Consider the following 23,731-nt stretch of genomic DNA (forward strand, 5'->3'; position numbering starts at 1 on the left):
AGGGGAACCCTGAGGGAATCAGATTCCCTCAGGGTTCCCCTCACGAACATCTGCATCGCGGGCCGGGCGGGGCAGCGTTTGGCGGCCGGTCATGGTGCGGAGCCGCCGGGATCAGGCGGCCGACGCGAACTGCGACCGGATCGCTGCGGCGTCACCAGCCGCTGCGGTAAAAGCTCCGCGACACGTAACTACTGGCCTCCGCCGCCCGCACCGCGCACAGTTCCTCCTTCACCGCCCGCGCCTGCTTGACCAGCGGGTCGTCCCCGGGCGCGAGCGCCAGCAGATCGATTACGTGCAACGCCTCCTGCACCCGCCCGTCCGCGCGCAGCCGCTCCGCCTGGTCGAGCACCGCCTGCTTGTCCGTGATCGCTTCGGCCCGGGCAGCGGCCGCCGTGTCCGGGCGGGACGGGTGCAGCGTCGTCGGATTTCCGTCCCACCAGCCGGTTTCCGAGCGAACGATGTCGCGGACGATGTACTCCCGGTGCCCGTAATGCTCGCGCATCCACGGCACGTCGAACAGCTCGGCCGGGTACCGGAGATCGTGCACGATGTCGTCCACCCGCGCGCCTTGGTTGAGCCGGTCCACGACCGCGCTCCGCAGCCATCGGAGGGCGGCGGCGGTCATGGTGAGCTGCCGGACCGGGTCCTCGCGGACGACCGGGCCGAACTCCGGCACCAGTACGGCCGGGTTCAGCGCGGCGAGGCGGTCCAAAGTGTCCGCCCACCGGACGGTGTCGCGCATGGTTCGCATGGGCGTCCCGATGTTGGGGATGCCGTTGATCACTGCCGCGCTCCCGTACAGAACCCGCTGGGACGGCAGCCACACGGCGGTCACGTCGTCGGTTTCGGACGGGGCCCACAGCAGCCGGACGTCCGGGGCGAGGGTCATCGCTTCCCGGTAGGTCTGGTCGGGGAAGGTGATCGGCGGCGGGGCCAGCAGGTCGGCCATCGGGCGGCGGAATTGCCGGGTGTTGATGTGGTTCTGCAACCCGGCGGTCTCCAGATACCGCCGGTAGCGCCGGACGACGTTCTCGTGCGCGACGACGGTCGGGCGGCGTTCGCCATGGGCGGCCGCGTAGTCGAAAAACCCTGGTACGCCGTAGTTGTAGCCGAGATGGCCGTGGCTGTAGACGATCCAGCGCACCGGTTCGCTGAGCTCGTCCAGGACTGGCGCGACGAGGTCCGGCGACGGGCCGGTGTCGACCACGACAAGACCCGAGGGGGTTTCCACCGCCAGGCTGTTGCCTTGCAGGCCGATCGAGCGGACGCCGGGCGCGACCTCGGTGATCTCGCCGGTGCCGTAGAGCGGGTTTTTAGTGTCCTGGAAAGGCATCAGCCGACCACCTCGGTGCGGAGTCCGAGCCGCCGCGCGGTGCGGTCCGGGTTGACGAAGAACATCGCGAGCAGACCGCCCACAATGGACAGCAGGCCGCTGATCGTGAAGGCGAGCGTGAAGCCGCCCTCGGGCGATGAAGCGGCCTGGATCAGCCGTCCGGTGAGGTACGGCGCGAGCAGTCCGGCGGTGGTGACCAGGCCGACGCTGATGGACAGCACCGCGCCGCGCTGCCGGGTCGGGCTGATCTCGGCGTTCATCGTGACACCGAGCGCGAACACGACCCCGCCGAGGCTGAACGCGACGGTCAGCAACGCGATCTGGAACCAGCCTCCGGTGTGCGGGAACAGCAGCATCGCGAGACCGGAGATCAGCACCGCGATGCCACCGAGCACACCGCGGGCGACCCGGCTTGAAACCCCGCGCCGCATCAGGCGGTCGCTGAGCGCGCCCTGGGCGAGGTTGAACACGACCGACGCGATCCACGGCAATGCGACCAGCGTCCCGGTGGTCACCGTGCTGTAGTGCAACGCCGTCTCGAGGTAGTGCGGCACCCACGCGACCAGCACGGAAAGCGCCCAATACGCGGCGAAACCGGCCAGGAAACCGCCGAGCCACGTGCCGCTCAGGAGGATCCGGCGGTAGGGCACGCGGGGTTCGTCCGCTTCGGTCTTGACCTCGTCCGCGTGCACGGACGCGGTTCCGGCGACCTTGCCCTCCCGTCCGAAGATCGCCCACAGCAACGACCACACCAGGCCGACGACGAGCAGCGCGAAGAACGCCCACCGCCAGCCGTAGCCGACGATCAGCGCCGTCAGCAGCGGCGACGCCAGCGCCACCCCGATGCCGGAACCCGCGTTCAGCAACGCGCTGGGCAAGCCGCGTTTCTCGTTGGGGAACCACTTGTACGCCGCGTGCATGGCCAGCGGATTCGCCGGTCCTTCGGCCGCGCCGAGGACGATCCGGCTGACCAGCACCGCGCCGAACCCGACGGTGCCGAGCATCGGGGCCTGGGTCAGCGCCCAGACGACGCCCAGCACCAGCAGGATCCACTTCGTCGGCACCCGGTTCGACACGAAGCCGACCACGATCGCCGAAATGCTGAACAGGAAGTAGAACCCGCTGCTGATCAGGCCGTACGCCTCGGGCGTCAGGCCGAGATCGTGCATCAGCGGTTTCGCGGCGAGACCCAGCACGGCCTTGTCCGCGAAGTTGATCAGCATGAACACCAGCAGCAGCCCGGTGACGACCCAGCCGCGGGCGCTGGTGCCGCGGGTGCGCTTGCGGGCGGCGGTTTCGGCGGGGAGGGCGGGAGCGTTCATCGTGGGGTCCCCATTTCAACGTCGTTGTCGGACGGGGTGGTCGCGGGTCAGAAAGCCCAGCGGGTGCGGCCCGCGGTGCGGGTGCGCAGCTGCTCGGCGCGGTCGGTGCCGTCCAGCACGGCTTGGGATTCGGCGGCGGCCCAGGCGTAGACGCCCTTCGCCATCGTCGAGGTCGCGGCTTTCTCCAGTGCGGTAAAGACTTCCGCGCGGGCGGTGTGCGCGGTCTCGTCGTCCGGGGCCGCGTCCACGGCCAGCTGGGCGAAGTGCCCGGCCAGCCGGTGTTCCCCGGCGGCGAGCAGTTCCCGGGCCCGCGCGGCCAGCCGGTCGGAGCCGCCGGACAGGTCGGCGAGTTCGCGCGACAGCTCCGCGCGGCGGGCGGGCTTGAGGTTGGCCGGATTGCCGTCGTACCAGCCGCCGTAGAGCCGCCAGACGTTGCGGACGACGAATTCCGGCTCGTCGTAGGACGGTTTCAGATACGGCTTGGCCAGCAGTTCGGCAGGCGCGGTGACTCCGTGCACCACCTCGTCGAGCGTGGCTCCGGCGTTCATCGCGTCCACGGTCTGGTCGTGCAGGGTTTCGAGGAACTCGGCGGTGTCCGACAGCGCGGTCCGGATCCGGTCGGCGCCGACGATCGGCACGCCGTGGCCGGGCAGCAGCAGTTCCGCGCCCAGCCCGGCCATCCAGCGTAGCGCCTGCGCCCACTCGGCGGCGTAGCGCTGCACCTTCTGCGGGTTGCCCGGGTTGGGCGAGGACCAGATGAAGAAGTCGCCGCAGCACAGGATTTTCCGGTCGGGCAGCCATGCGATCGTCGCGTCGTCCGTCTCGCCGCGGCCGTGTTTCAGCCGGACGTCGAGGTCGCCGATCCGCAGCGTGGTGGTGTCGCGGTAGGTGAGGTCGGGGTGGCGGTACCGGTCCGGCCAGCGGAAACCGGGCGACTGGAACTGCCGCTGGTTGATCACCGTGTTGTAGCCGCGGGTGCGCTCGTACCGTTCGAAGCGCGGCGGCGTGTTTTCGTGGGCCAGCACCGACGGGCGCCGCCAGCCGCGTTCTTCGGCTTCGAGATCGAACGGGCCGACGCCGAAAACGTGGTCGATGTGGCCGTGCGAGTAGACGGCGGTGTGCAGCGGGGCGTCGGTGCGGGCCCGGGTCGCGCCGAAGAGGTCTTTGGCGGTGCGGCGTTCGCCGGTGTCGAAGCAGAACAGGCCGTCGGCGGTCGGGAAGAGGAAGACGTTGCCGAACGCCGGCCACATCCAGACGCCCTCGGCCAGCTCGTGCAGACCGTCCTTGCGCAGCGCGCCGGTGTGGTAGACGCGGGTGTCGGCCTCGCCTCGCCAGACTTTGTCCGCGTAGTCGAGCAGGTCAGTCACGGGATGCCTCCTGAAGAGTCTCGGTGAACAGCGCGTCGACAGCGACCAGTTCGTCGCCGGTGACGCAGAGCGGGTTGAGGTCGGCTTCGGCGAATTCCGGGTGGTCGCCGAGGATGCGGACGAGCCCGTCGATCGCGGCGGCGACGCCGGGGACCGGGGCGGCGAGGACGTCGCCGGCCCATTCCGCCAGTTCGGCCCGCTGCTCCGGGGTCGCCGGGAGCAGCAGCGCGCGACGGGGTGCGGTGGGGTCTTCGGCACGTTCGCCGCCCGCGCCGAGGACGATCGCGGTGCCGTACAACGGATCCCGCGTCGCGCCGAGGGCTAGCTCGGCGGTGTGCGGCAGCAGAGGTTGCACGACGAGCGTGCGGTCCGGGTCGGTGGAGACCTCGTCCAGCCGAGCCTGGAGCGTCTCCAACACCGCAGGCAGTTCGGCTGCAGTGACGCCGACGCGGACGAGCCCAGCGCGGGCCCGGTGTGGCACATCAGCGGCATCGCCCTTCACCACATACGGTTCCGGCCAGCCTTTTTGGCGAACCGCAGCGGCGAGATCGGTCCCGGCGACGGTGTCGATGTGCGCGATGCCAGCGTCCTCCAGCAACGGGATCGCCCGCAGCTCAGTCCACACTGGACGGTCGTCGGCGGCAAGACGCTGCGCGGGCTCCGGGACCTGGTCGGGGACCAGCACCCGAAGCCGTCGCACGAGAGCGCCGATGCTGGGCAACACGGTGTCCGGCCGTCCGACGTTCGCCAGCTCGCCGGGCGGCGCACACGCCCAGATGAACCACGTCGGCGTCCGCATCGCTGCGGCAGCCGCGGCCAGCCGGTGATACGCCTCCCGGAACCGGTCGCCGAACGTCAGATAGAGCACGACGCCGTCCAGCTCCGGGTCTTCGTCGAGCGCGCCGAGCAGAGCCCCGACCCGGTCGAGCCAGCGGTCGATGTTGCCGCCGAGATCGACCGGGTTGTCGTCCGCCGCTTCGACACCGCCGACCTCGGCGAGCTTCGCGCGGGTCGCGCCGGACAACGGCGGGATCCGGACGCCCAGCGCGGTGAGGTTGTCGGCGAGGATGCCGCCCGCGCCGCCGGACATCGTGAGCACCGCCAGTCGTGGTGCTGGGGGCAGCGTCGTGCCTTTGCGGGCGCAGAGCACGGCGTCGACGAGCTGATCGTCGTCCGTGACCAGGTGAATGCCCTCTTGGCGGCACAGCGAGGCGAGCAGGAAGTGGTCACCGGCGACGGCCGCGGTGTGCGACAACGCGGCCTGCCGACCGGCGGCGCTGCTGCCCACCGCGAGGGCCACCACGGTCTTGCCCGCCGCTCTCGCCTGGCGGCCGAGTTCGCGGAGACCGTCCGCGTCGCGCACGCCTTCGAGGTAGAGCACGAGGACCTCGACGTCGGGCTGGTCGAGCAGGTGGCTGCCGATTTCGTGGCTGGACAGGCAGGCTTCGTTCCCGACACTCGCGTAGTACGAGTAGCCGATTCCGGCCTGTTCGAGCAGGTCAGCGAGCACGAAGCCCATCGCGCCGCTTTGCGTGACGATCGCGAGCGGGCCCGGCGGGACGCGTTCGCGGTCGAGGAAGACGGTCGTCGACAACTGCACCCCAGCTGGATGGCTCACCACGCCCAGGCAGTTCGGGCCCAGGACCGGCAGGTCTCCGGCGGCCTCGCGCAGTTCGTCCTCCAACGCGGTGTTGCCGCCCTCGGCGAAGCCCGCCGCGAAGACGATGACCGCGCCGGAGCCGAGTTCGCGCGCCTGCCTGACCAGCCCCGGGACCGTTTCCGCCGGGGTCGCGAGGACCACGAGATCGGGGCCGTAGCCGATCTCGGCGAGCGAGCCGACTGTCCGCACGCCGGGCAGGTCGAGCGGGCCGCGCGAGACCGCGAAGACCTCGCCGCCGTAGCCGCCGCGCAGCAACCGGTCGAGCGCGATCCGTCCCCAGGACAGCGCGGTGGTCGCGGACACGCCGACCACGGCGACCGATTTCGGGCGGAACAGCGGCTCGCAGCGCATGGGTCCGGGGCCTCCTGTGATCGCGGTCATGGACACAACCCCAACTGTCGCCGCTGGCCCCTCCAGCTGGTAGCGCACATTGCCCAGGTTTTCGGCTAACGTGCTGTGATATGTCACAACTGTCGTGGCGCAGCTTCGAGCACCGGCTGCCGAAGACGGGCGAGCGGACGATCCGCCGGTACGTCGAGACCTCGCCGCACTACCGGGGCCAGGCGCCCGCACACCTGCACCTGCACATGGCGCACACCTGCCGCGAGTTCGGCCGGATGTTCGCGCGCGCCGTCCAGGAAGACGGCGAGCTGCGCGAGGACGAGCTGGAGCTGTTCCGCCGGCGCGGCCGGGAACGGGGCGCGGAGGGGCTGCCGGTCAGCGAGTTCATGCACGCTTACCTGCTGGCGGCCGAGGAGATGTGGGCGGAGATCCAGGATCTGTCCGGCGGTTCGCCGCCCGGCGAGACGGCCGCGGTGCTGCTGAAGTGCCTGCACCAAGTGCTGAACGCGGCGGTGCAGGCGCACCAGAAGGAATTCCAGACCGCGGACCACGAACAACGCGAGGCGGCACGCGCCCTGGTCCGGCGGCTGGCGGCGGGGGAGTTCGTGCCGGAACCGGCTGACGTCCGGCTCGCTCCGGCGTACGGCGTGCTGGCCCTGCGCTTCGCCGCGGACCCGGCCGATTCAGTCGGCGACGCGGTCGGTCGCCATCTGGCCGGACAGCGGAAGGCGCGGTTGCTGTTGCAGCACCTGCGCCGGGAGCTGTCCGGAGATGTGTTGGCCGCTTTGGATCCGGATGGCGGGCTGTTGCTGCTTCCGTCGGACAGCCGCGAGGCGGCGCTGATCGAGGCCCGGCAGGCTGTTCCGCGGGCGCATCAGACGACGGGGGTGGGGATCACCGGTGCCTACGCTTACGCGGCGGGCCTGTCGGAGATCCCGGCAGCGGTGGCGGAGGCGGAAAGGTTGCTGCGGTTGAATTCGGCCGCCGATACCGTTGCGGTGCTGGCAGATCATCTTTTCGAGTACCAGCTGAATCACGACAGTGCGGCGACGCCTCAGCTGCGTGCGCTGGCGGAGCGGCTGGGTGGGGAGCCTGATCTGACGACGACGCTCCGCACGTATTTCGAGACTGACTTCAACCGCCGGGAGACTGCGCGGAAGCTGCACGTTCATCCGAACACAGTGGACAATCGCCTGTCGCGGATCGCGAACCTGACCGGCGCGGATCCGCGGACTGCCAAGGGACTGTTGCTGCTCGGGGCGTCGCTGGGTTTGGCGGGCTGATCATCCGGCGAGTGAGCCGCTGCCGTGGGGTCCGGTGACGGTGACGCGGGTGGTGCGCGCTGTTGGCAGTTGGACGATGGTGACCTGCCAGGTTTGTGGGGTGCCGACGTCGATGGTGCGCAAGGCTTTCCGGACCAGTCCGGGGATCTGGTCGACGGGCAGGGTGCGGAGATCGAAGCGCGGGACCTGGACTCCGCTTGGCGCGAAGACGACCGTCAGCCGGTGTTCCTGGACGACGGCGGTGAGTGTCTGCGAGACGTCGATGCTCTGGGCCAGCCCGTCGACGGCGCGGCGCAGCTCTCCTTCGTCCAGCATGGACTGGTCCGGGCCGACGTCGACCGTCGCGGAGCCCGAAGAGGTCACCTCGGAGGCCGCGGGAGGCGGCGGTGTGCTCGTGTCCGGGGCGAACAGTTCGGCGCGGAAGAGCCCGAGAACGGCGCCCGCGCCGAGCAGCAGCCCGAACAAGGTCAGGAGACCGGCCACGCAGCCTTCCGGCGGCGAGCTGACCAAAGTGGACTCAGCGGCGGGTTCGATGACCGCGTCGGCCGCCCGGCGCTGCCATTCCGGCGAAGGATTGGAGACGATCTGGACCTTCCACGGCCGTTCCTGCCGGTAGCTGACCACGAGGACGTCGCCCTTGCGGTAGCTGGGAAGATCGACCAGGTTGACGGTGTGGCTCGCCGCTACGCGATGGGACGGTGCCCCGTCCGGCGCGACCGTGAGGATGAACTCGACCGGGAGATCGCCCGTTTCGGTGCCGCCGGCGCGCAGGCTTTCGATCCGCGCGAGCGCCACGATCGGTGGCACCGCCGCCTCGCGGGCGCGCCGCGGCATGCCGCCGAGGTAGACGAGAATGCCGTAGCCGAGCGGAATTCCCAGCCCGGCCGCGAACAGCGGAACACTCTCGACGATGACCCCGACGACGAGCGAGCACAGGGCGGCTCCGATCGCCAGGCCGGTCAGGAAACCGCGAATGGCGGCCATGGAAGTGCTCCCTTGAAGCGGTCAGAGGGAAATCGGTTCCACCAGAACGGCTTTCGGATCCGTCGGGTCGTAGCGGACCTTCACCGCCGAACCCTGCGAAGGGGCTTGGAACAGCGACGTGATCATGGTCGTCACGACCTCGCGTTCGCCGGTCTCGGTGGGAAATCGCACGGTGACGGCGAATCGCGGGTTCCCCATGATCCAGACGTTCGTGAAGTCCACGCGGGTGAGAAAACCCGTCACCTGACGGCCGGAGCGGAGCAGCGCCTGCTCGCGGTCGTCCGCCTCGGCCGCGCGAAGGAACGTCCGCAGCAGCACCACGATCAGGACCAGTGCGATGAGCCCGGCCACGGCGGGTACCAGGAACGGCTCGTAGTAGATCACCCAGTCCACATCGGACCACGGCTGGGCCTTGGCGTCGAGAAAGGCCAGCCGCTCGCCCACGGATTCCGGCGGCGTCCACGACGGCGCCGCCACGCCGCTGCCCAGCGTCACCCCGAGTGCCGCGGCCAGCGAGCTGGCCCGGAAGCTGATGCCCATGCGGCGCAACGACATTCCGCCGCCCCACAGCATCGCGAAGCCGAGCGACGAGGCCACCGTGACCGACAGGCTGAAGAACAGCACGAGCGACCCCGCCGGACCCGCGTCGGCCCCCCACGCGCCGACGCGGTTCAGCGACATCAGCCGGAAGCCGTCCAGCAGCCCGAGCGCGCCCGACCATCCGGCGACCGCCCAGGCGAGCGTCGCGGGAAGGCCGAGCAGCCACAGCCGCCTGCTCGACGCCCGGGTCTCCTCAGGATCGTCCGACATGCCGAACGCGAACAAGCTGAACACCGGGGCCGCCTACGCGATCGGGCCGAACACGGCGACCTTGGCCGGGTCGGCGGGGTCGAGGCGGGCTTCGTGCCGGGTCCCGGGCGCGTACTGCTGGATCGTCGCCTGCGGGGTGATCAGCGGGGTGACTGTCCGGTACATCATGCCGTCGGCGCGGGTGACCTCCAGCGTCGCGGTGTACTGCGCCTGCCCGGCGACCGTCCGTCCGGTCGGCTCCAGCGCGCGGATCACCAGGGTGGCCTTTTCGCCGGTGTCGTAGAGCCGGCGCAGTTCGGTGCCGTAGGCCTGGAGTTCCTGCTGCTGGCGCAGCTGCTCCTGCATCGGCAGCGCCGTGAAGGCCGCCATCTCCGGGTCGGCCGCGACGGTGCGGAACGCCTGCGCGGCCAGCTGCGGAGTCGGCAGCTGCGGGGTGATGTCGTGCCCTTGCGCGGCGGCCGCCTGCCGGAACTGCTCGGCGTGCTGCTGGAAATCCTGCGCGCCGCGGGCCATGCCCTGCTGGGTGGCCTCGTTGATCTTGTCGCGGATCTTCTTGAACATGAGGTGCCTTTCGCTGTGCCGGTGTGCTGGACACAGCTTCAGGCGGGCGGGGTGCTACCGAACCCAGGTTTTGGCGTCGTCGGTGGCGTCGAGGCAGGTCAGAGCTGCCCAGAAGACCGGGGAACGCGCGGGCTCGGGCTGTTCGCGCCAGCGGGCGAGCTGGTTCCGCTGCCACGCGCACAGGTCCGCGACCGGATCCGGCCCGGCCAGCGCGGTGTCGACGGCGATGATCAGTTCGGCCATCGGATCCGCGCCGGGCACCGCGGCCGACGTCGGCAGCGCCCACACCGTCGCGGCCACGAGCCCGGCCCCGGACGCGACGGCGGCGACCAGCACGCCGAACGGTTCGGGCAGGCCGAAGTCGCTCGCGCTCGCGCAGCCGATCAGCGCGACCCGCGCGGGCATGTCCACTTCGGACAGTGCAAGGTCGGCGGCGGTGAACGGCCGGTGCGCGCCGATCGGGGCGGCCGTGCCGGGCAGGCCGGCCGAACAGGACAGATGGAGCGCGGTCTGCGCGCCGTGGACGTCCTGGATGCGGCTGACGTGCCCCGCGAACACCAGCCGCGAACAGGGTTCGGCCAGCAGTTCGGCGAGAAGCCGCCGATCGGTGTCGGTGCGGCGAACCAGGTCCAGGCCGCGCGCGGCGGCGGGGCGGACGGGGCCGGTGGCGAGTTGGGCGTCGAGGTGGCGGATCAGCGGTGAAGTCGCGTCTTGCTTGCCCAGTACGGAACCCAGTTCGCCGAACGCGCTCTGGCCGGGGATCCGCGGATCGAGCAGGTAGACAGGCGGTCCGGCGGCGGCTGGCTCGCGGCGCGGGATTCCGGCGGGGGCGAGGAGGGAGACGTCGGCGAGGTCGAGGATCCGGAGGTCGCTGTCGAAGCAGGTGTCGACCTCGTCGGCGTCGAGCACGTGGTCCGGGCGTCGGTCCGGCAGGGCGAGCAGGCCCCACGGGACCGCGGCAAGAGCCGGGGACGGCTGGATTCGCAGCAGGGGGCGCGTGGCTTGGCGGAGTCGCGCGACGAGGTCGGCGGGCAGGAGGTTGAGCGCGAGGACGCGGGCGAGGCGTTGTTCTCCGGCGGAGAAGGCGTCGAGCGACCGTCGGACAGCGTCGGCGACCCGTTCGCCTTCCCGCGGCGTCGGGGATGCCTCGGCGAGGAACCCGCGCGCGGTGTCGACGAGATCGGCGTCGATCGGGTGCGTGTGGACGGTGTCGAGATCGCTCGTGGTGCGCCAGCTGAGGTAGGTGTGCCCGGCGTCGGCGTAGCGCAGGATGAACGTCTCGCGGCCGGGTTCGGCGGCAGGCCAGGTCTCGACCGTCCTCGTTGTCGAGCCGCACCCGTACCGTTCGTCGGCCAGCCGGGACCAAGCGTCCAGCTCCATCGGCGAGGACGGCGACCAGCGCAGGCCGGGCGGCGGCGCGAGCCGGAGCGGGAGCGACGAGGTGAACGAACCCAGCGCTGCCAACGGAAGCTGATCGGTCTGGGCGGGCGGCGTCGCCAGCGCGGGGAGTTCGCCGGTCAGGTCCAGGGAACGGTCCTCCGGGTACGCGCCGACCGCGCAGGTCTGTTCGATGAGCTCCGCAATCAGGCGCGTTTCGCCGAGCTGGGTCAGCAGGACCATCAGCAGTTCCGTCGCCGGGCCTGCGACGCCGTTCGCCCACGCGGTGCGCGCCTGCGCCGAGGCGAAGGCGAACCGGTACTCCTGCGCGGCGAGGGCTGCCGGGAGCAGCAGGTCCAGCACCGCGCGCGGGTCGACGCCGCGTGCGTAGCCGATCGTGGCCGACAGGTAATCGGCGCGCAGGCACTCCAGCCATTCGCCCGATTCGCGGGCCGCCGCCTGGAGATCGGCCACGTGTTCCTCCGCGGACGGCCAGTCGCCCTCGGCCGCCGCACAGCGAGCCAGCGCCGACGCGAGCCGACGCGCGCCTGGGGTGTCTCCGTTCGCCGCCCACAGCTTTCCCGCGTGTTCGAACTGGTCTCGCGCTTGCGCGACCTCGCCAGCGAGCAGCAGCAACGTGCCCAGTGCGTAACTTGCCTCGGCGACGTCTCCGGTCACTCCGGCGGCGGCGAGTTCGTCCCGGGCCTTGACGATCGTCGCGATCGCACCGGGGAAATCGCCGTCGAGCGCGCGGGTTTCGGCCAGTCCGACGGCGAATTTCGCCGCCGCCGGACCATCGCCGCGGGCGGTGAGCCGCAGCAGGTCCGCGGTCGCGTCTGCTTCCTCGCCGCCTGCCTGGCGGATGCGGGCGCGTTCGGCCCGGGCCATCGCCTGCAGCGCCGCTACCTGGGCGCGGACCTCGTCGATGTCGGCGAGACGGTCCAGGTCGGTCAGGATCGCGTCGATCGCGTCGCGCGCTCCGGCCGGATCCCCGGCGGCCACCTGCACGCGTACTTCGAGGATGCGCAGCTCCAGCTCGTCGGCACCGTACGGGTCGAGCTGCTCGCGCGGGAACTGGCCAGGTTCGGCCGCCTTCCGGAACGCCGCGCGACGTCGCTGATCGGCGAGCAGCTCACGCGCCCGGCCGAGGTCGCCCTCCTCAGTGGACAGTGAGATGAGGACGCGTTCCGCTACCTCGCGCGATCCCTCGATCATCCGGAGTTCGGCGTACTGTCCGAAGTGGACGATGGCGGCGGTGCTCACGGCGAAGACGGTGAGCACGGCTTCCGCGCACTGGCGCGCGTTGCGGAGATCGCCGGCGGAGTAGCAGACGGTGGCCAGATCGCTGACGGCGGCGACTTCGAGACTGACGCGGTCGAGTTGCTGGGCGAGCTGCCGCATCCGTGCGTACGCCCGCCGCGCACCGGCGACATCCCGCGCCACGGCGAGTTGCTTGGCCTCTGCTTGGACGGCGAAGGCTTCGGCGAGCAGTTCCTGGTACTCGGCTTCGGTCAGCGCACACGCGGGCAGTTCCTGGTAAGCCGCCGGGTCGAGGCCGAAATGCCTGGCGACGCAACGACAGTTGTAGCCGTGCGAAACCGCGTCGGCGAGTTCCGGGGGCGGCGGCCGGTCCGGCGGCTCGAGCGGCGGCGGCAACCCGGCGAGCATGTCAGAACTCCTCGTCGGCGACGGCTCGTTCGGCCAAGGTCCGGACCGCGGGCGGCAGCGTTTCGCGGGCCCGTACCAGGGAGATCACTTCGGCCCGGTCTTCCGGCGTGGTTCCGTTGACGTCCGGGGCTGCCGCGCCGACGACGAGACCGATCCGGTCGGGGGACGTCGCCGCCAGCCTGGTCCCAGCTTCGTCCAGGTCCGCGGTTCCGGCGAATCCTGCGCTGCCGAGGTGCAGGGCGGCTTCAGCGAAAGGCTCGCCGTCGTGGGTCGCGACGGCGGTGAGGGACGCGTCGTCGAGCGCGCCCGCCACTTCGACCTCGAGCCGGGCGGCGGTCCTGGTCGCGACGATTCGCCAGGTCACGGTGTCGTCCGCGGCGTCCAGAACGCCGGGCGGGACCCGGGCCCAATCGACACTGGCGCTTCCCGCGGCGAGGACGCCCTCGCCGGACGCCGAGGGGCCGGAGCCCGCCGCCAAGGCGTACGCACGTTGGCCAGGGGCTACCCGAGCTGCCAGGTCAGCTGCGGCTTCGGCTCGTTCGAGGTCGTCCTGACGGTCGAACCAGGCGGAAAGCCGCGTGCACAGCTGCCGGGCTTCCTCGGCTGCCGGTCCTGCGGCGAACAAGCCATTCGCTGCGTCGAACAGCTCTCCCGGACTGGCCTCGAAGCCGTCGAGCAGACCCTCAGCGACGTCTTCAACCGCCGTGGTCGCGACGGCCGCTTCTAAGTCCAGCAGCGCCGGGTCGAGCGACGGGATGCCGAGGGCCGGGCTGGCGGGCCACCAGCGGCGGGCCCACAGCAGAAGCGCGAGGCGGGCCAGTTCCGGCCGGGCCGGGACGTCGACGTGCCCGTCGCGGAGTGCGGTCAAGCTGGCTTCGGTCCCGACGAGCCTGGTCAGCCACGGTTCGGCCGCGCCGGCGTCGGTGAGTTCGATCCGCATCGACGCCGCCGGACCGCCGAGCAGATCGGCCAGCGCGAAGCGGATGAGGCAGCCGTCCGCCGCGATGACCGGAGTATGCACCGGATGCGTCACGAGGCGGCCTCCAAGCGCGGCAGGCTGGCGACGAGGGCGCGGCGCACCTTCGTCCGCAGGTCGAGCGACGTCGAGCGGACGACTCCGGTGAGGAGGTCTCGGATGTCGGCTGCGGCGGCCGGAGCTTCGCCGCTGACGTCGAAGCCGTGCAACCGTACCCATAGTCGCGCGAGGAACCGCTTGGCGAACTCGCGCAGTTCTCGCAGAACCTCGGCATCCGGCTGCGCGGTGAGGGGCGTGGAACCGGCCAGGGCTCGGCGTGCGTACAGGACGTAGCCCTCTCTGGCGACCTGAGCGTTGAGCCGTTGCGCGAATTCCGGGAGGTCGCCTCGGGGCCCGTCGAGCGGCCGCAGCGCGGGTGCGAGGAAGACGCCAAGCACGAAACAGGTTGCCAGCACGGGTAATTCGAGCCCGAATCCGGCGGCCGTGCGGCTGAGTTCTCCGTCGACGAGACTCGCGACGGGTTTCTGGTCAGCGGCGGGGAGACGGCGCAAAGTGGCGCGGACGCGGCGTTCGATGCTGCGTTCGAGAAGCTCGCTGCCGGTTTCGTCGCGCTGGTTCAGCGGCGGCACTGCGGTGCATTCGCCGCGCTGAAGGCCGAGATCAGGCGCGGTCAGTCCGGAAACCTCGCGGACGGCCCGGGCGAGCGCGGTGGTGCCTCCGGGCTGGCGCAACGCGAGGCCGAACGCATGTCCGGCGGGGGAGTCGGCGAGTGCTTGCCAGGTCTCGTCGGTGAAGCCGTTGACGACCGCGGTGAGCAGCGTTGCGGCGTCTTCCGTCGGGTGCGGGTGCGGGTGCGGTGTGGTGTGCCAGCGGTGGCGCAGTTCGGCGGTCAATTCGGCGGTGCGCTGGGGGTCTGCCAGGTAGCGGCTCAACCGATCGACTCCGGCCGCACCGTCTTCGCCGTGCCATTCGCGCAACGCCGACGCGGCCCGCTCCGGCGCGGAGGCGTCCGGCATGCCGAAGGCCGTCGCGAGTTCGTAGGCGAGCGGGAAGCACACGTCCTGGACGTTTCCCGCCGTGATGCGCAGGGCCCGGCGCTGCCGTTTCAGGTGGGTGAACCATGCCGCGGTGGCGCGCAGCCGCGCTGAATCGGCCAGCAGCAGTTCGGTCACTTCCGCAGCCGCGGCCGGATCCAGCAGCGGGCGGCCCAGGCGGGGCCGAGCCGCGGTGCGGATGACCAGCGGATCGATGATCTTCTTGACCGTGCGGGTCAACGGACCGCCGTCGCCCGCCGAAAGGACTTCGACGTCCGGGATCCGTCGCCAGGCCTGTGCGAGAACGGCCGAGCGCAACCGGGACTGCCCCTCGCTTGCCGTCATCGCGCCCCCTCGCTCCGCCCGCACTTTATCCTGCCGCCCGGCCCGGTGTCCGACGGGCATATTCCACCGCTGGTGGAAACGCCCGGGAAAGGCAGGAGACTTCGGCGGCGAACGCGGAATCGACCGCGGAATGAGGCGGGAACGCGCGTTTTCCCGGGTTTTCGCTGAATTCGGCTGCCAGGTAGTGCAACGGATACAGAAGTTCGGCACGGTCCGCGGTGCGGAAGACGTAATGCGATTAAAGCTATAACCCGGCGCGGCTCAGGCCGGTTGCCCGGAATGTTGTATTGAGCGGCTCGCGCGATCTGCAGTAGGCTCGCCGCAGCTTCGCCGCGCTGAGGAAATCCTTATGTCTTGCGGTTCTTGGGGAGAGGGGAAGATGTCCGATGGCTGGTTCTGTCGTGGCGCCGGGATTGAGCAGGCGGCGGTTTATTTCGGCAATGGGCGCCGCGGGCGGCGCGGGCGCGATGTTCGCGACGATGGGGGCGCTGGGTCTCGCGCCGACGGCTCGCGCGAGCGCGGGTTACGAGCCGCCGCGCCGGTCGGACTTCACGCTGACCGGGCGCGGAGCGGCGAAAGTGGTGATTCTCGGCGGCGGCATTGCCGGGCTGGCGACTGCGTACGAACTGACGAAGGGCGGATACGACTGCACCGTTCTGGAGGCGGCTGATCGTCCGGGCGGCCGGAACTTCACCGTGCGCGGCGGCACCGTGCAGACCGATGTGCGCGGAAATAAGCAAACCGCCGCGTTCAGCGAGGGAATCTATCTGAACGCCGGTCCGGCGAGGATCGCGCAATGGATGGTCACGCTCGATTACTGCCGTGAACTCGGGGTGCCGATCGAGGTTTTCACGAATGCCAACGCGAGCGGTTTCGTTTTCAATGAAGCGGCCGGAATGCGGCAGCCGCAGCGGATCCGGACCGCCAAAGCCGACGTGTACGGATATGTCAGCGAACTGCTCGCCAAGGCGACCGACCAGGGCGCGCTGGACAGCGAACTCACCGCGACGGACAAGGAACGGCTGCTCGATTTCCTGCGGGACTGGGGCGCGATCGGGGACAAGGCGGCGGGCAGGCGCTACGTCGGCTCGTCCCGGCGCGGCTACTCGACCGATCCGGGCGCGGGCGACCAGGCGGGCGTGCCGCTGGGCCCGGTGCCCTCGCTGGCCCAGACGCTCGCCGACGGCGCCGGCCGGTACTTCTCCTTCGATTTCACCTACGAGCAGGCGATGCTGATGTTCCAGCCGGTCGGCGGCATGGACCGGATCCCGGCGGCGCTGGCGCGCGTGCTCGGTCCGCGGCGGCTTCGGCTGGGCACGGAGGTCACCAGGATCGTCAACGCGCCGGACAAGGTCGCCGTCACCTTCCTCGAACCGAACGGCAAGGAGGGCTGCCTCGTCGCCGATTTCTGCGTCGCCGCGCTCCCGCCGCAGGTGCTGGCCCGGATACCGCACAACCTCGGCGCGGACGTCCAGGCCGCGCTCGGCCAGTGGCGGCTCGGCACGGCCGCGAAGATCGGCCTGGAGTACAACAGCCGGTGGTGGGAGACCGACTACCGGATCTACGGCGGGATCACCGACACCGACCTGGACATCGAACGCATCTGGTACCCGTCGCACGGTTTTCACGGACCGCGCGGGCTGCTCGTGAACTACTGCTACGGCAACCACGCCCGGCAATACGGGGAGCTCTCCCCGGACCAGCGGGTGCGGCGGGCGGTGGAGCAGGGCGTGAAAATTCACGGCGCGAAGCACCGCACCGAACTGGCGAACTCGTTCTCGGTCGCCTGGCATCTCATGCCGCACCTCGAAAGCGCGTGGGCCACGCCTCCGCTCGGCACCCCGGCTTACCAGCTGCTCGGCAAACCGGCCGGACGGGTGTACTTCGCCGGGGACTGGCTCACGCACCTCACCGCCTGGCAGGCTGGGGCGTTCGAGTCCGCGCGGCTGGCGGTCCGGCGACTGCACGAGCGCGTCCTGTCCCGCTGAACTCCCCGGCGGCGCGGCGGCAAGCGGTCCCTCCGAGGAAAGGACTCCCATGGTGCACTCCCAGTTCGACCCGGCCGTCCGCGCGGAGCTGGCCGCGAAGGCGGTGGCGGCCAAGACCCGCGAGGGCCTCAGCTGGCAGCAGATCGCCGACGCAGCCGGTCTGTCGGCGGTGTTCACGACCGCCGCCGTGCTCGGGCAGCACCCGCTGCCGAAGGAGTCCGCCGAGGCCGTGGCCTCGCTGCTCGGCCTGGACGGCGACGCCGCGCTGCAGCTGCAGACGGTGCCCGTCCGCGGCTCGATCCCGGAGCGGGTGCCGACCGACCCGACCATCTACCGCTTCTACGAGATCCTGCAGGTCTACGGAACGACGCTGAAGGCGCTCATCCACGAGCAGTTCGGCGACGGCATCATCTCGGCCATCAACTTCAAGCTCGACGTGAAGAAGGTCGACGACCCCGAGGGCGGTTCGCGGGCTGTGATCACCCTGGACGGCAAATACCTGCCGACCAAGCCGTTCTGAGCGCGCGGCGGGCCGGCCCGCCAGTTTTCTGAACCGATTCCGGCGAAGAATTCCGGAACCGGGTAGTCTGGACGGCAAACTGCTCGTCGTCGGGGCAATGCTGGTCTATCCTGCTCTCAGTGCGGTGTTGTCGCCGACCGGAACAGGAGAACGCTGTGACCAATCCGTTCGAAGACGAGAATGGGGTTTACCTCGTCCTGGTCAATGCCGAGAATCAGCATTCGCTGTGGCCCGAGTTCGCCGCCGTGCCCGCCGGATGGACGACCGTCCACGGACCGGCGTCGCGGGCGGAGTGCCTGGACTATGTCAACGAAAACTGGACTGACCTGCGGCCCGCCTCGTTGATCGCGGCGATGGCCGACGCCGCCGAGCCGCCTGCGCGCTGACGCCTCCCGGGCCGGGAAATCCCGGTAACGACACTGGTCGCCGCGTTTGGAAATGCTTTTGGGGCGCATTTAATGGCCGTCGCTTCGGGGTTGAAGCGACGATTGTATTCTTCATGTACGCGGGCCTGATTGACTTCGCCTGGAGGGGGATTAAACGGCGTTTCTGTCAGATCGGTGGTATAGTGATCCGGCTTCGTCTGACCCTGGAGTCATTTCAGTCCGTCCGATTTCTCGAAGGCCCCCTTCCGGTTGTCGAACTGCTCGGCGCGCTGTGCCGGCTGAGAAGGGACGCGCGTCCCGCCGGGCATTTCCCGGTGCGGCTCCGGCCGCCCCGCCCGATCCGGCCGCTGTTCGACTTGTTCTCCGCGCGCGGCGAGGTGCCGGACTTCCTCGTGTCGCGCCGCGCCGAGATCGGCTCCGCGCTGGACGACCTCGCGGCCCTGTCCGCCGACCGGGTCCGCGCCGACCTCGCGGCGACGTTCCGGCTGAAGCAGCCCGCCGCGTGGCTGCACGACCTCGCTTCCGGCAGCGACGACGCGAGAACGGCGCTGGTCAAGGCCGTCGAGGAGGGATACCGCAGCCTGGTTGAGCCGCAGTGGGCGGAGATCGTGGCGACCGCACAGGCCGACCTGGTCCAGCGGGCGCACATCATGCTGCGCCAGGGCGTGGCGAGAGCGATCGGTTCGGTGTCCGCCGGAATCGGCCAGCTCGGGAACGTGGTGGAGATCGGCAGTCCCGCCGACCGGGACCTGCCCGCGCCGCACGGGCTGGACTTCGTGCCGTCGTGCCTGGCCCCCGAGACGGTAGTGATCCCGGGCGGCGCGGGCGAACCGGTGACGGTCGTGTACCCGATCCCGGGCGTGTCCGCGCGAAGCGGCCCGGGCCGATCGACCGGCGACGGCCTGTCGGCGCTGGTCGGGGCCCGCCGCGCGGCGATCCTGCGGGCGGCGGTCGTGCCGCGCGGGACTACGGAACTCGCGGTGCAGGCCGGGGTGAGTTTGTCGTCGGCTTCGGAACACGCGAGCGCGTTGCGCAACGCCGGGCTGATCATGACGGTGCGGGCGGGGCGGAAGGTGCTGCACACGGCGACGGAGCTGGGTGCTTCGCTGGTGCGGGCGAGCGATGCGCGGTTGTGCGACGCCCGTTGACCTCCGATAGGGAGGATCGCTGGCGGGCGCGGTTGAACGGTGCCGGTTGGGCGGCTTGCGGGCAGGGGCTTTCGGGCAGTGCGCCGCTGGGCTGGTGGCGGGTGGTTGGAGCTTGCTGGACGGCGGTTCCGCGGGCTGCTGCGTGGCATCGCGGACAGGGAGGCGGTTTCGCGCTGAGCTGGTGGCGGGGCGGGAGGTGGTGGGTGACCTGAGTTGCCCTCGGCCGGGCAGGGCCGCGTGACCAGGTGGCGGGTGGTTGGAGCTTGCTCGGCGGCGATTCCGCGGGCTGTTGCGTGGCGTCGCGAGGCCGGGACCAGTCTCCGAGCGCGTCCGGGCTGGTCGTGGCGGAAGTTGCGTGACATGACCTGGCCTCATTCGGGTAGCACCGGAACCCCTTTGGCCCAGTGGCGGGTTCGTTCGAATGGATAGGTCGGCAGCCACACTCGGCGGCGGCCGGGGGCGAAGACCGTTGACCAGTCCGGCGTGCCGCCCTCCATCCACCGCCTGCCGAGGTTCGCCAGCTCGGCGGATGGGGAACTCCCGACGATTTCGAACTGCCGAAAGGGCCACGCCCGGCGACCGGTGGCCAGGGTGAACGCGACGTCGGCCAGCGGCAGGTCCGGTTCGCGGGCCAGGCGATCCCGGAGCTGGGCCGCGACAGTCGCCAGGGTCTGCGGGGTGCGGGCGGACAGGACGAGGAGGTGCTGGGAGCAAGACTCAGGGCGAGGGAGCGGCGGGGGTTGCTCGACGAGGACGTGCGCGTTCGTCCCGCCGAGGCCGAATGAGCTGACTCCGACTCGGCGGGGTGCGGCCAGTTCGACGGGCTCGGTGTTGACCGTAAAACCGCCCGAGACAGGGAGATGCGGGTTCGGACGCCGGAAATGCGCGGTCGGCGGAACAATGCCGTGCCGGGCGACCAGGGCGGACTTGATCAGGCCGACTACCCCGGACGCCCCGTCCAGGTGGCCGATCGCGGGCTTCACCGAACCGAGAAGGCACCCGGGGATCCCGGCGAGCCGGAAGGCGCGGTCGAGGCCGTCGACTTCCAGTGCGTCGCCGAGAAGGGTGCCGCTGCCGTGTGCTTCCACATAGCTGACTGTCTCGATTTCCGCTGCCCGCAACGCTTCCAGCACGACGGCGGCCTGTCCGCTGCCGCTGGGAGTGCGGTAATCGGGGCGGTCGCCGTCGTTGTTGATTGCCCAGCCGCGGATCACAGCGTGGATGGCGTCGCCGTCGTCGAGAGCGTCGGCGAGGCGTTTGAGCAGGACGGCGCCGGAGCCGCTGCCGAAGACCGAGCCGTCCGCGTCCGCGTCGAAGGTGCGGCAGCGGCCGGACAGGGAGACTAAGCCGTCGCCTGCGGCCAGGCGGGCTGGGTAGGGGATGGCGGCGGCGCCGGCGAGGGCGAGGTCGCAGCGGAAGTCGGCGAGGTTTTGTGCGGCCAGGCATACCGCGACCAGCGAAGACGAGCACGCGCTTTGCACGGCCAGGCTGGGGCCCGACAGGCCGAGTGCGTAGGACACGCGGGCGGCGGCATGGTCGGTCGCGGTGCCTACTGAGTGCGCGCCGGGCCAGGCGCCGGCCAAGCGGTAGTGCTCGTACCAGCTCGGGCCGACGCTGGCGAAGACTCCGGTGTCGGGACACGAAGCCGGGTCGTAGCCTGCGTCCTCGAAGGCTGACCACGACGTTTCCAGCAGCAGTCGGTGTTGCGGATCGAGTTGGGCGGCTTCGTCCGCGCTGTAGCCGAAGAACTCGGCGTCGAAGTCGGCGATTCCGGCGAGGTGGCCGACTGAGCGCACCAAATCAGGGGCACGCAGCAGTGCTTCCTCGACTCCGGCGGCGCGCAGTTCATCGTCGGTGTAGCGGCGGATCGGGTCGACGCCGGTGAACAGGTTGCGCCACAACGTCTCCGGGTTCGCCGCGCCGGGGACCCGGCATGCCATGCCGATGATCGCGATGTCCTCGGTCATCGGGACCGCCGGGCGGCGCGGCGGCGGGACATGCGGTCGCCGACTCGGTCTAGCGCACCGTCGGGGTTGGTCGCCAGGGAGTCGGCAAGCGCGGTGATCGTGGGGTGGTCGAAGAACCGGCCGAGGGGGATTTCGACGCCGAGTTCCTCCTCCAGCAGGCGTTTCAGCACCGGGACCTGTGCGGAGTGGCCGCCGAGCGCGAAGAAGTCTTTGTCCCTAGGCGGGTTCGGCAGGCCGAGCACGGTCGACCAGGCGCGGGTGATCGCCTGGCGCACGTCGCCTTGAGGTCGGCGGGCCGGCGACGGAACGGGTAGTGCGCGGACGTCGACCTTTCCGGTGCTGGTCAGCGGGAAAGTGTCGAGGACGGTGACCGAACGCGGGACCAGGTAGTGCGGCAGCTTCCGGGCGAGCGCGTCGAGCAGCGAGGCCGGATCCGGGCGCGAGCCCCGTGGCACGACGTACGCGAGGATTTCGCTCTGCCCGGCGACAGCGACGGCCTGCGCGACCCCGGGCTGAGCGCACAGAGCCGCTTCGACCTCGCCGAGTTCGACTCGGTAGCCGCGGATTTTCACCTGCCGGTCGGCGCGGCCGAGGTGCATCAGGGTGCCGTCCGGCAGCCTGCGGGCGAGGTCTCCGGTGCGGTAGGCGGGCACGCCGTCGATCGTCACGAACTTCCCGGCGGACGCGGATGGATCCCGCCAGTAGCCCGGCGCGATGTGCTGGCTGAGCACGGTGATTTCGCCGCGCAGGCAGGTGCGGCGGCCTGCCGGGTCGAGCAGGACGACTTCGACGCCCGGCAACTGGCGGCCGACTGGGACTACCTCGCCGTCCATGACCGCGTCGGGTCCCAGATGGTGTTGCGTGACGAAGCTGATCTCGGTCGCACCGTAGCCGTTGACGAACACGCAATCCGGCGCACCGACGCGGCGTGCCCGTTCCACGTCGTCGCGGCGCACCTGTTCGCCGCCGAGGAGAACCGCGCGCAGGGCGGGCAGTCGACGGTCGCCGAGCGAGTCGGTCAGGTAGCGGAACATCGTCGGCGTCGAGTGGTAGACCGTCACCTCGTGTTTCGCGAGGACCTCGCCGAGTGCGGTGACGCCGTGCGCGGCGACGTCGAACGGCACCACGGCGGCACCGCTGAGCAGCGCGGAGAACAGGTCGGTGACGGCCATGTCGAAGCCGAAGGACGTGAGCAGGCCGAGCCGGTCGGCGGGGCTGATCCGGAAGTTGTCGACGTGGTTGCGGACCTGGAAGAGGACGTTCGCGTGCGGCTGCGCGACTGCCTTCGGCTTGCCGGTCGATCCCGAGGTGTACAGGACGTAGGCGAGGGAATCACCGGACGCCGTAATGTCCGCTGGGCGGGATTCCACTGTGGACAGCTGGTGCACGGTCAGCGTCGGGGCGATCCGGTCGCACAGGGGCTGGTGTTCCGGGTCGGTCAGGACCGTGGTGGCGCCTGCGTGGGACAGGATCGCGGCCAGCCGGTCGGGCGGATGATGCGGGTCTAGCGGAACGTACGGCCGTCCGGTGAGGGCGGCGGCGACGATCGCGACGATGTGCGCTGGTCCGTGCGGGAGCAGCAACCCGACGGGGCCAGTGCCGGACCGCAGCAGGGCGGCGGTTCCGGCGGCGCGGGCGGCGAGTTCTTCGTAGGTGAGGGTTTCGGTGTCGGTGAGGATCGCCGGATTGGCGGGAAACTGTTGGCAGATCTCGGCGAACCGGTGTGCGATCGAGGTCGCGTCGGCGGGGAACAGGGGCTCGCCGGAGGGCTCGAGGGTCGCTGTCCGGTCGCCGCGGGCGTGGGGCAGCAACGCCGCCGTGGAGCGACCCGGGTGGTCGAGGATCTCGGCCAACAGGGTGGGCAGGTCGGCGGCGAGATCGGCCAGCAGGGATTCCGGCAGGCGCCCGAGCCAGGTGATCCGGGGGCGGTTCGTCCGGAGGGACAGGACGATCTCCAGGTCGTACGACGTCGAGGACCGGGCGACCGGTTCCAGGCTGAGCCTGCCTGCGGTGATGGGCGGGCCGTCCTCGCCGAGGGCGAAAGCGCGCAGGCTCCGATTGTCGAGTCCGGTGAGGAATTCGTCGGCCGCAACCGCTACTTCGACTCCAGTGACCGCCGTGCGCTGGGCGGTGGCGACGTCGCTGAGTGCGGTCGAAACCGATCGATCCTCACTGAGGTCGACGATGAGCGCCGAGCCGTCGGGCAGGCCGAGTGGTACCGCGGCGGTGCCGGTGTAGCGCCGCAGCAGCAAGGCGATCGCGGTGAGAAACACCGTCGCGGGCTGATCGGCGAAGCGCGCGTCGAGGTCGGTGGTCAACCGCGCGCAGCGGCCGGACGCGGCCAGGTCGAGCCGGGAGCCGACCGAGTGGCTCGCTGCGACGGCTGGGGTGAACTCGGGTGCGGAAGAACCGGAAAGTTCAGCGACGAGGTGTGCCAGGAACTGCCCGAACCACAGGTGAGTGGCGTCGGGCGGAGCGACCAGCAACTCGTGCTCGTCCTCGGCTAGAGAACGCAGGCTTGCCCGCAGAGGAGACGCGTCCTCTGGCAGAGCGTCCGCTGTGGAGGGCGGATCGTCCGGAAGCCGGGCGGCGATCCGCTTCAGGACGGCAGACAGCTCCGCCCGGTCGAGCGGTCCGGTGATGCGCAGCGCCCGCACGGG

At 70.6% G+C, this 23,731-nt stretch carries 17 protein-coding genes; 5 read left to right on the plus strand and 12 right to left on the minus strand.

Going from position 1 to position 23,731, the window contains the following annotated elements; all coding sequences use genetic code 11:
- Window positions 1-151: 151 nt before the first annotated feature.
- The 4 genes from ACWDNU_RS24790 to ACWDNU_RS24805 are packed head-to-tail and all read right to left on the minus strand — an operon-like array spanning window position 152 to window position 6,063.
- Entirely contained in the window at window positions 152-1,333 is a 1,182-nt protein-coding gene (locus tag ACWDNU_RS24790) for an alkyl sulfatase dimerization domain-containing protein (RefSeq protein ID WP_449670644.1), read from the minus strand.
- Window positions 1,333-2,655, minus strand: a complete 1,323-nt coding sequence (locus tag ACWDNU_RS24795; RefSeq protein WP_370936693.1) for an MFS transporter — start codon at window positions 2,653-2,655, stop codon at window positions 1,333-1,335. Before ACWDNU_RS24795 ends, ACWDNU_RS24790 begins: the two co-directional genes overlap by 1 nt.
- Window positions 2,656-2,702: 47 nt before the next feature.
- On the minus strand, window positions 2,703-4,022 hold the full coding sequence (locus tag ACWDNU_RS24800; RefSeq protein WP_449670645.1) for an alkyl sulfatase dimerization domain-containing protein: 1,320 nt from the start codon (window positions 4,020-4,022) through the stop codon (window positions 2,703-2,705).
- Window positions 4,015-6,063 (minus strand): acetate--CoA ligase family protein, encoded by a 2,049-nt coding sequence (locus ACWDNU_RS24805; RefSeq protein WP_449670646.1) that lies wholly within the window; start codon window positions 6,061-6,063, stop codon window positions 4,015-4,017. The genes ACWDNU_RS24800 and ACWDNU_RS24805 overlap by 8 nt, the downstream gene beginning before the upstream one ends.
- An 80-nt stretch (window positions 6,064-6,143) precedes the next feature.
- Between ACWDNU_RS24805 and ACWDNU_RS24810 the strand changes: the two genes are divergently transcribed.
- Window positions 6,144-7,307 carry a PucR family transcriptional regulator gene (locus ACWDNU_RS24810; RefSeq protein WP_449670647.1) on the plus strand — a complete coding sequence of 388 codons (1,164 nt, stop codon included), beginning with the start codon at window positions 6,144-6,146 and terminating at the stop codon, window positions 7,305-7,307.
- Here the strand turns inward: ACWDNU_RS24810 and ACWDNU_RS24815 are convergent, their stop codons facing one another.
- Genes ACWDNU_RS24815 through ACWDNU_RS24840 form a run of 6 tightly spaced genes read right to left on the minus strand, consistent with a single transcriptional unit; the run spans window position 7,308 to window position 15,062 of the window.
- A complete protein-coding gene (locus ACWDNU_RS24815; RefSeq protein ID WP_449670648.1) occupies window positions 7,308-8,291 on the minus strand; it encodes a hypothetical protein in 984 nt (327 codons plus the stop codon).
- Between the two features lie 21 nt (window positions 8,292-8,312).
- A complete protein-coding gene (locus ACWDNU_RS24820) occupies window positions 8,313-9,125 on the minus strand; it encodes a DUF3592 domain-containing protein (RefSeq protein WP_449670649.1) in 813 nt (270 codons plus the stop codon).
- Between the two features lie 9 nt (window positions 9,126-9,134).
- Window positions 9,135-9,662, minus strand: coding sequence for a hypothetical protein (locus ACWDNU_RS24825; RefSeq protein WP_449670650.1), 528 nt, complete (start codon window positions 9,660-9,662; stop codon window positions 9,135-9,137).
- 54 nt (window positions 9,663-9,716) lie between these two features.
- Window positions 9,717-12,707: a hypothetical protein gene (locus ACWDNU_RS24830; RefSeq protein WP_449670651.1), complete on the minus strand. Its 2,991-nt coding sequence runs from the start codon at window positions 12,705-12,707 to the stop codon at window positions 9,717-9,719.
- A 1-nt stretch (window position 12,708) separates the two neighbouring features.
- On the minus strand, window positions 12,709-13,740 hold the full coding sequence (locus ACWDNU_RS24835; RefSeq protein ID WP_449670652.1) for a hypothetical protein: 1,032 nt from the start codon (window positions 13,738-13,740) through the stop codon (window positions 12,709-12,711).
- Window positions 13,737-15,062 (minus strand): hypothetical protein, encoded by a 1,326-nt coding sequence (locus ACWDNU_RS24840; RefSeq protein WP_449670653.1) that lies wholly within the window; start codon window positions 15,060-15,062, stop codon window positions 13,737-13,739. The genes ACWDNU_RS24835 and ACWDNU_RS24840 overlap by 4 nt, the downstream gene beginning before the upstream one ends.
- A gap of 386 nt (window positions 15,063-15,448) precedes the next feature.
- Between ACWDNU_RS24840 and ACWDNU_RS24845 the strand changes: the two genes are divergently transcribed.
- The 4 genes from ACWDNU_RS24845 to ACWDNU_RS24860 all read left to right on the plus strand — a co-directional run bounded on the left by ACWDNU_RS24845 (window position 15,449) and on the right by ACWDNU_RS24860 (window position 19,104).
- Window positions 15,449-17,050 (plus strand): flavin monoamine oxidase family protein, encoded by a 1,602-nt coding sequence (locus ACWDNU_RS24845; RefSeq protein WP_449670654.1) that lies wholly within the window; start codon window positions 15,449-15,451, stop codon window positions 17,048-17,050.
- A 49-nt stretch (window positions 17,051-17,099) separates the two neighbouring features.
- Window positions 17,100-17,570 (plus strand): cyanase, encoded by a 471-nt coding sequence (gene cynS, locus ACWDNU_RS24850; protein WP_449670655.1) that lies wholly within the window; start codon window positions 17,100-17,102, stop codon window positions 17,568-17,570.
- 155 nt (window positions 17,571-17,725) lie between these two features.
- A complete protein-coding gene (locus ACWDNU_RS24855) occupies window positions 17,726-17,956 on the plus strand; it encodes an MbtH family protein (protein WP_449670656.1) in 231 nt (76 codons plus the stop codon).
- 182 nt (window positions 17,957-18,138) lie between these two features.
- Window positions 18,139-19,104, plus strand: coding sequence for a hypothetical protein (locus ACWDNU_RS24860; protein ID WP_449670657.1), 966 nt, complete (start codon window positions 18,139-18,141; stop codon window positions 19,102-19,104).
- A 371-nt stretch (window positions 19,105-19,475) separates the two neighbouring features.
- Here the strand turns inward: ACWDNU_RS24860 and ACWDNU_RS24865 are convergent, their stop codons facing one another.
- Window positions 19,476-21,071 (minus strand): beta-ketoacyl synthase N-terminal-like domain-containing protein, encoded by a 1,596-nt coding sequence (locus tag ACWDNU_RS24865; protein WP_449670658.1) that lies wholly within the window; start codon window positions 21,069-21,071, stop codon window positions 19,476-19,478.
- Window positions 21,068-23,728: an amino acid adenylation domain-containing protein gene (locus ACWDNU_RS24870; RefSeq protein WP_449670659.1), complete on the minus strand. Its 2,661-nt coding sequence runs from the start codon at window positions 23,726-23,728 to the stop codon at window positions 21,068-21,070. Before ACWDNU_RS24870 ends, ACWDNU_RS24865 begins: the two co-directional genes overlap by 4 nt.
- Window positions 23,729-23,731: the final 3 nt, after the last annotated feature.

The sequence above is a fragment of the Amycolatopsis sp. NPDC003676 genome (genome assembly GCF_053587275.1).

Bases quoted from the DNA above. Each gene is read 5' to 3' on its own strand.
- ACWDNU_RS24790 (WP_449670644.1), bottom strand. From the start codon at position 1,333: ATGCCTTTCCAGGACACTAAAAACCCGCTCTACGGCACCGGCGAGATC.
- ACWDNU_RS24795 (WP_370936693.1), bottom strand. From the start codon at position 2,655: ATGAACGCTCCCGCCCTCCCCGCCGAAACCGCCGCCCGCAAGCGCACC.
- ACWDNU_RS24805 (WP_449670646.1), bottom strand. From the start codon at position 6,063: ATGACCGCGATCACAGGAGGCCCCGGACCCATGCGCTGCGAGCCGCTG.
- ACWDNU_RS24810 (WP_449670647.1), top strand. From the start codon at position 6,144: ATGTCACAACTGTCGTGGCGCAGCTTCGAGCACCGGCTGCCGAAGACG.
- ACWDNU_RS24815 (WP_449670648.1), bottom strand. From the start codon at position 8,291: ATGGCCGCCATTCGCGGTTTCCTGACCGGCCTGGCGATCGGAGCCGCC.
- ACWDNU_RS24825 (WP_449670650.1), bottom strand. From the start codon at position 9,662: ATGTTCAAGAAGATCCGCGACAAGATCAACGAGGCCACCCAGCAGGGC.
- ACWDNU_RS24830 (WP_449670651.1), bottom strand. From the start codon at position 12,707: ATGCTCGCCGGGTTGCCGCCGCCGCTCGAGCCGCCGGACCGGCCGCCG.
- ACWDNU_RS24840 (WP_449670653.1), bottom strand. From the start codon at position 15,062: ATGACGGCAAGCGAGGGGCAGTCCCGGTTGCGCTCGGCCGTTCTCGCA.
- ACWDNU_RS24845 (WP_449670654.1), top strand. From the start codon at position 15,449: ATGGCTGGTTCTGTCGTGGCGCCGGGATTGAGCAGGCGGCGGTTTATT.
- cynS (WP_449670655.1), top strand. From the start codon at position 17,100: ATGGTGCACTCCCAGTTCGACCCGGCCGTCCGCGCGGAGCTGGCCGCG.
- ACWDNU_RS24865 (WP_449670658.1), bottom strand. From the start codon at position 21,071: ATGACCGAGGACATCGCGATCATCGGCATGGCATGCCGGGTCCCCGGC.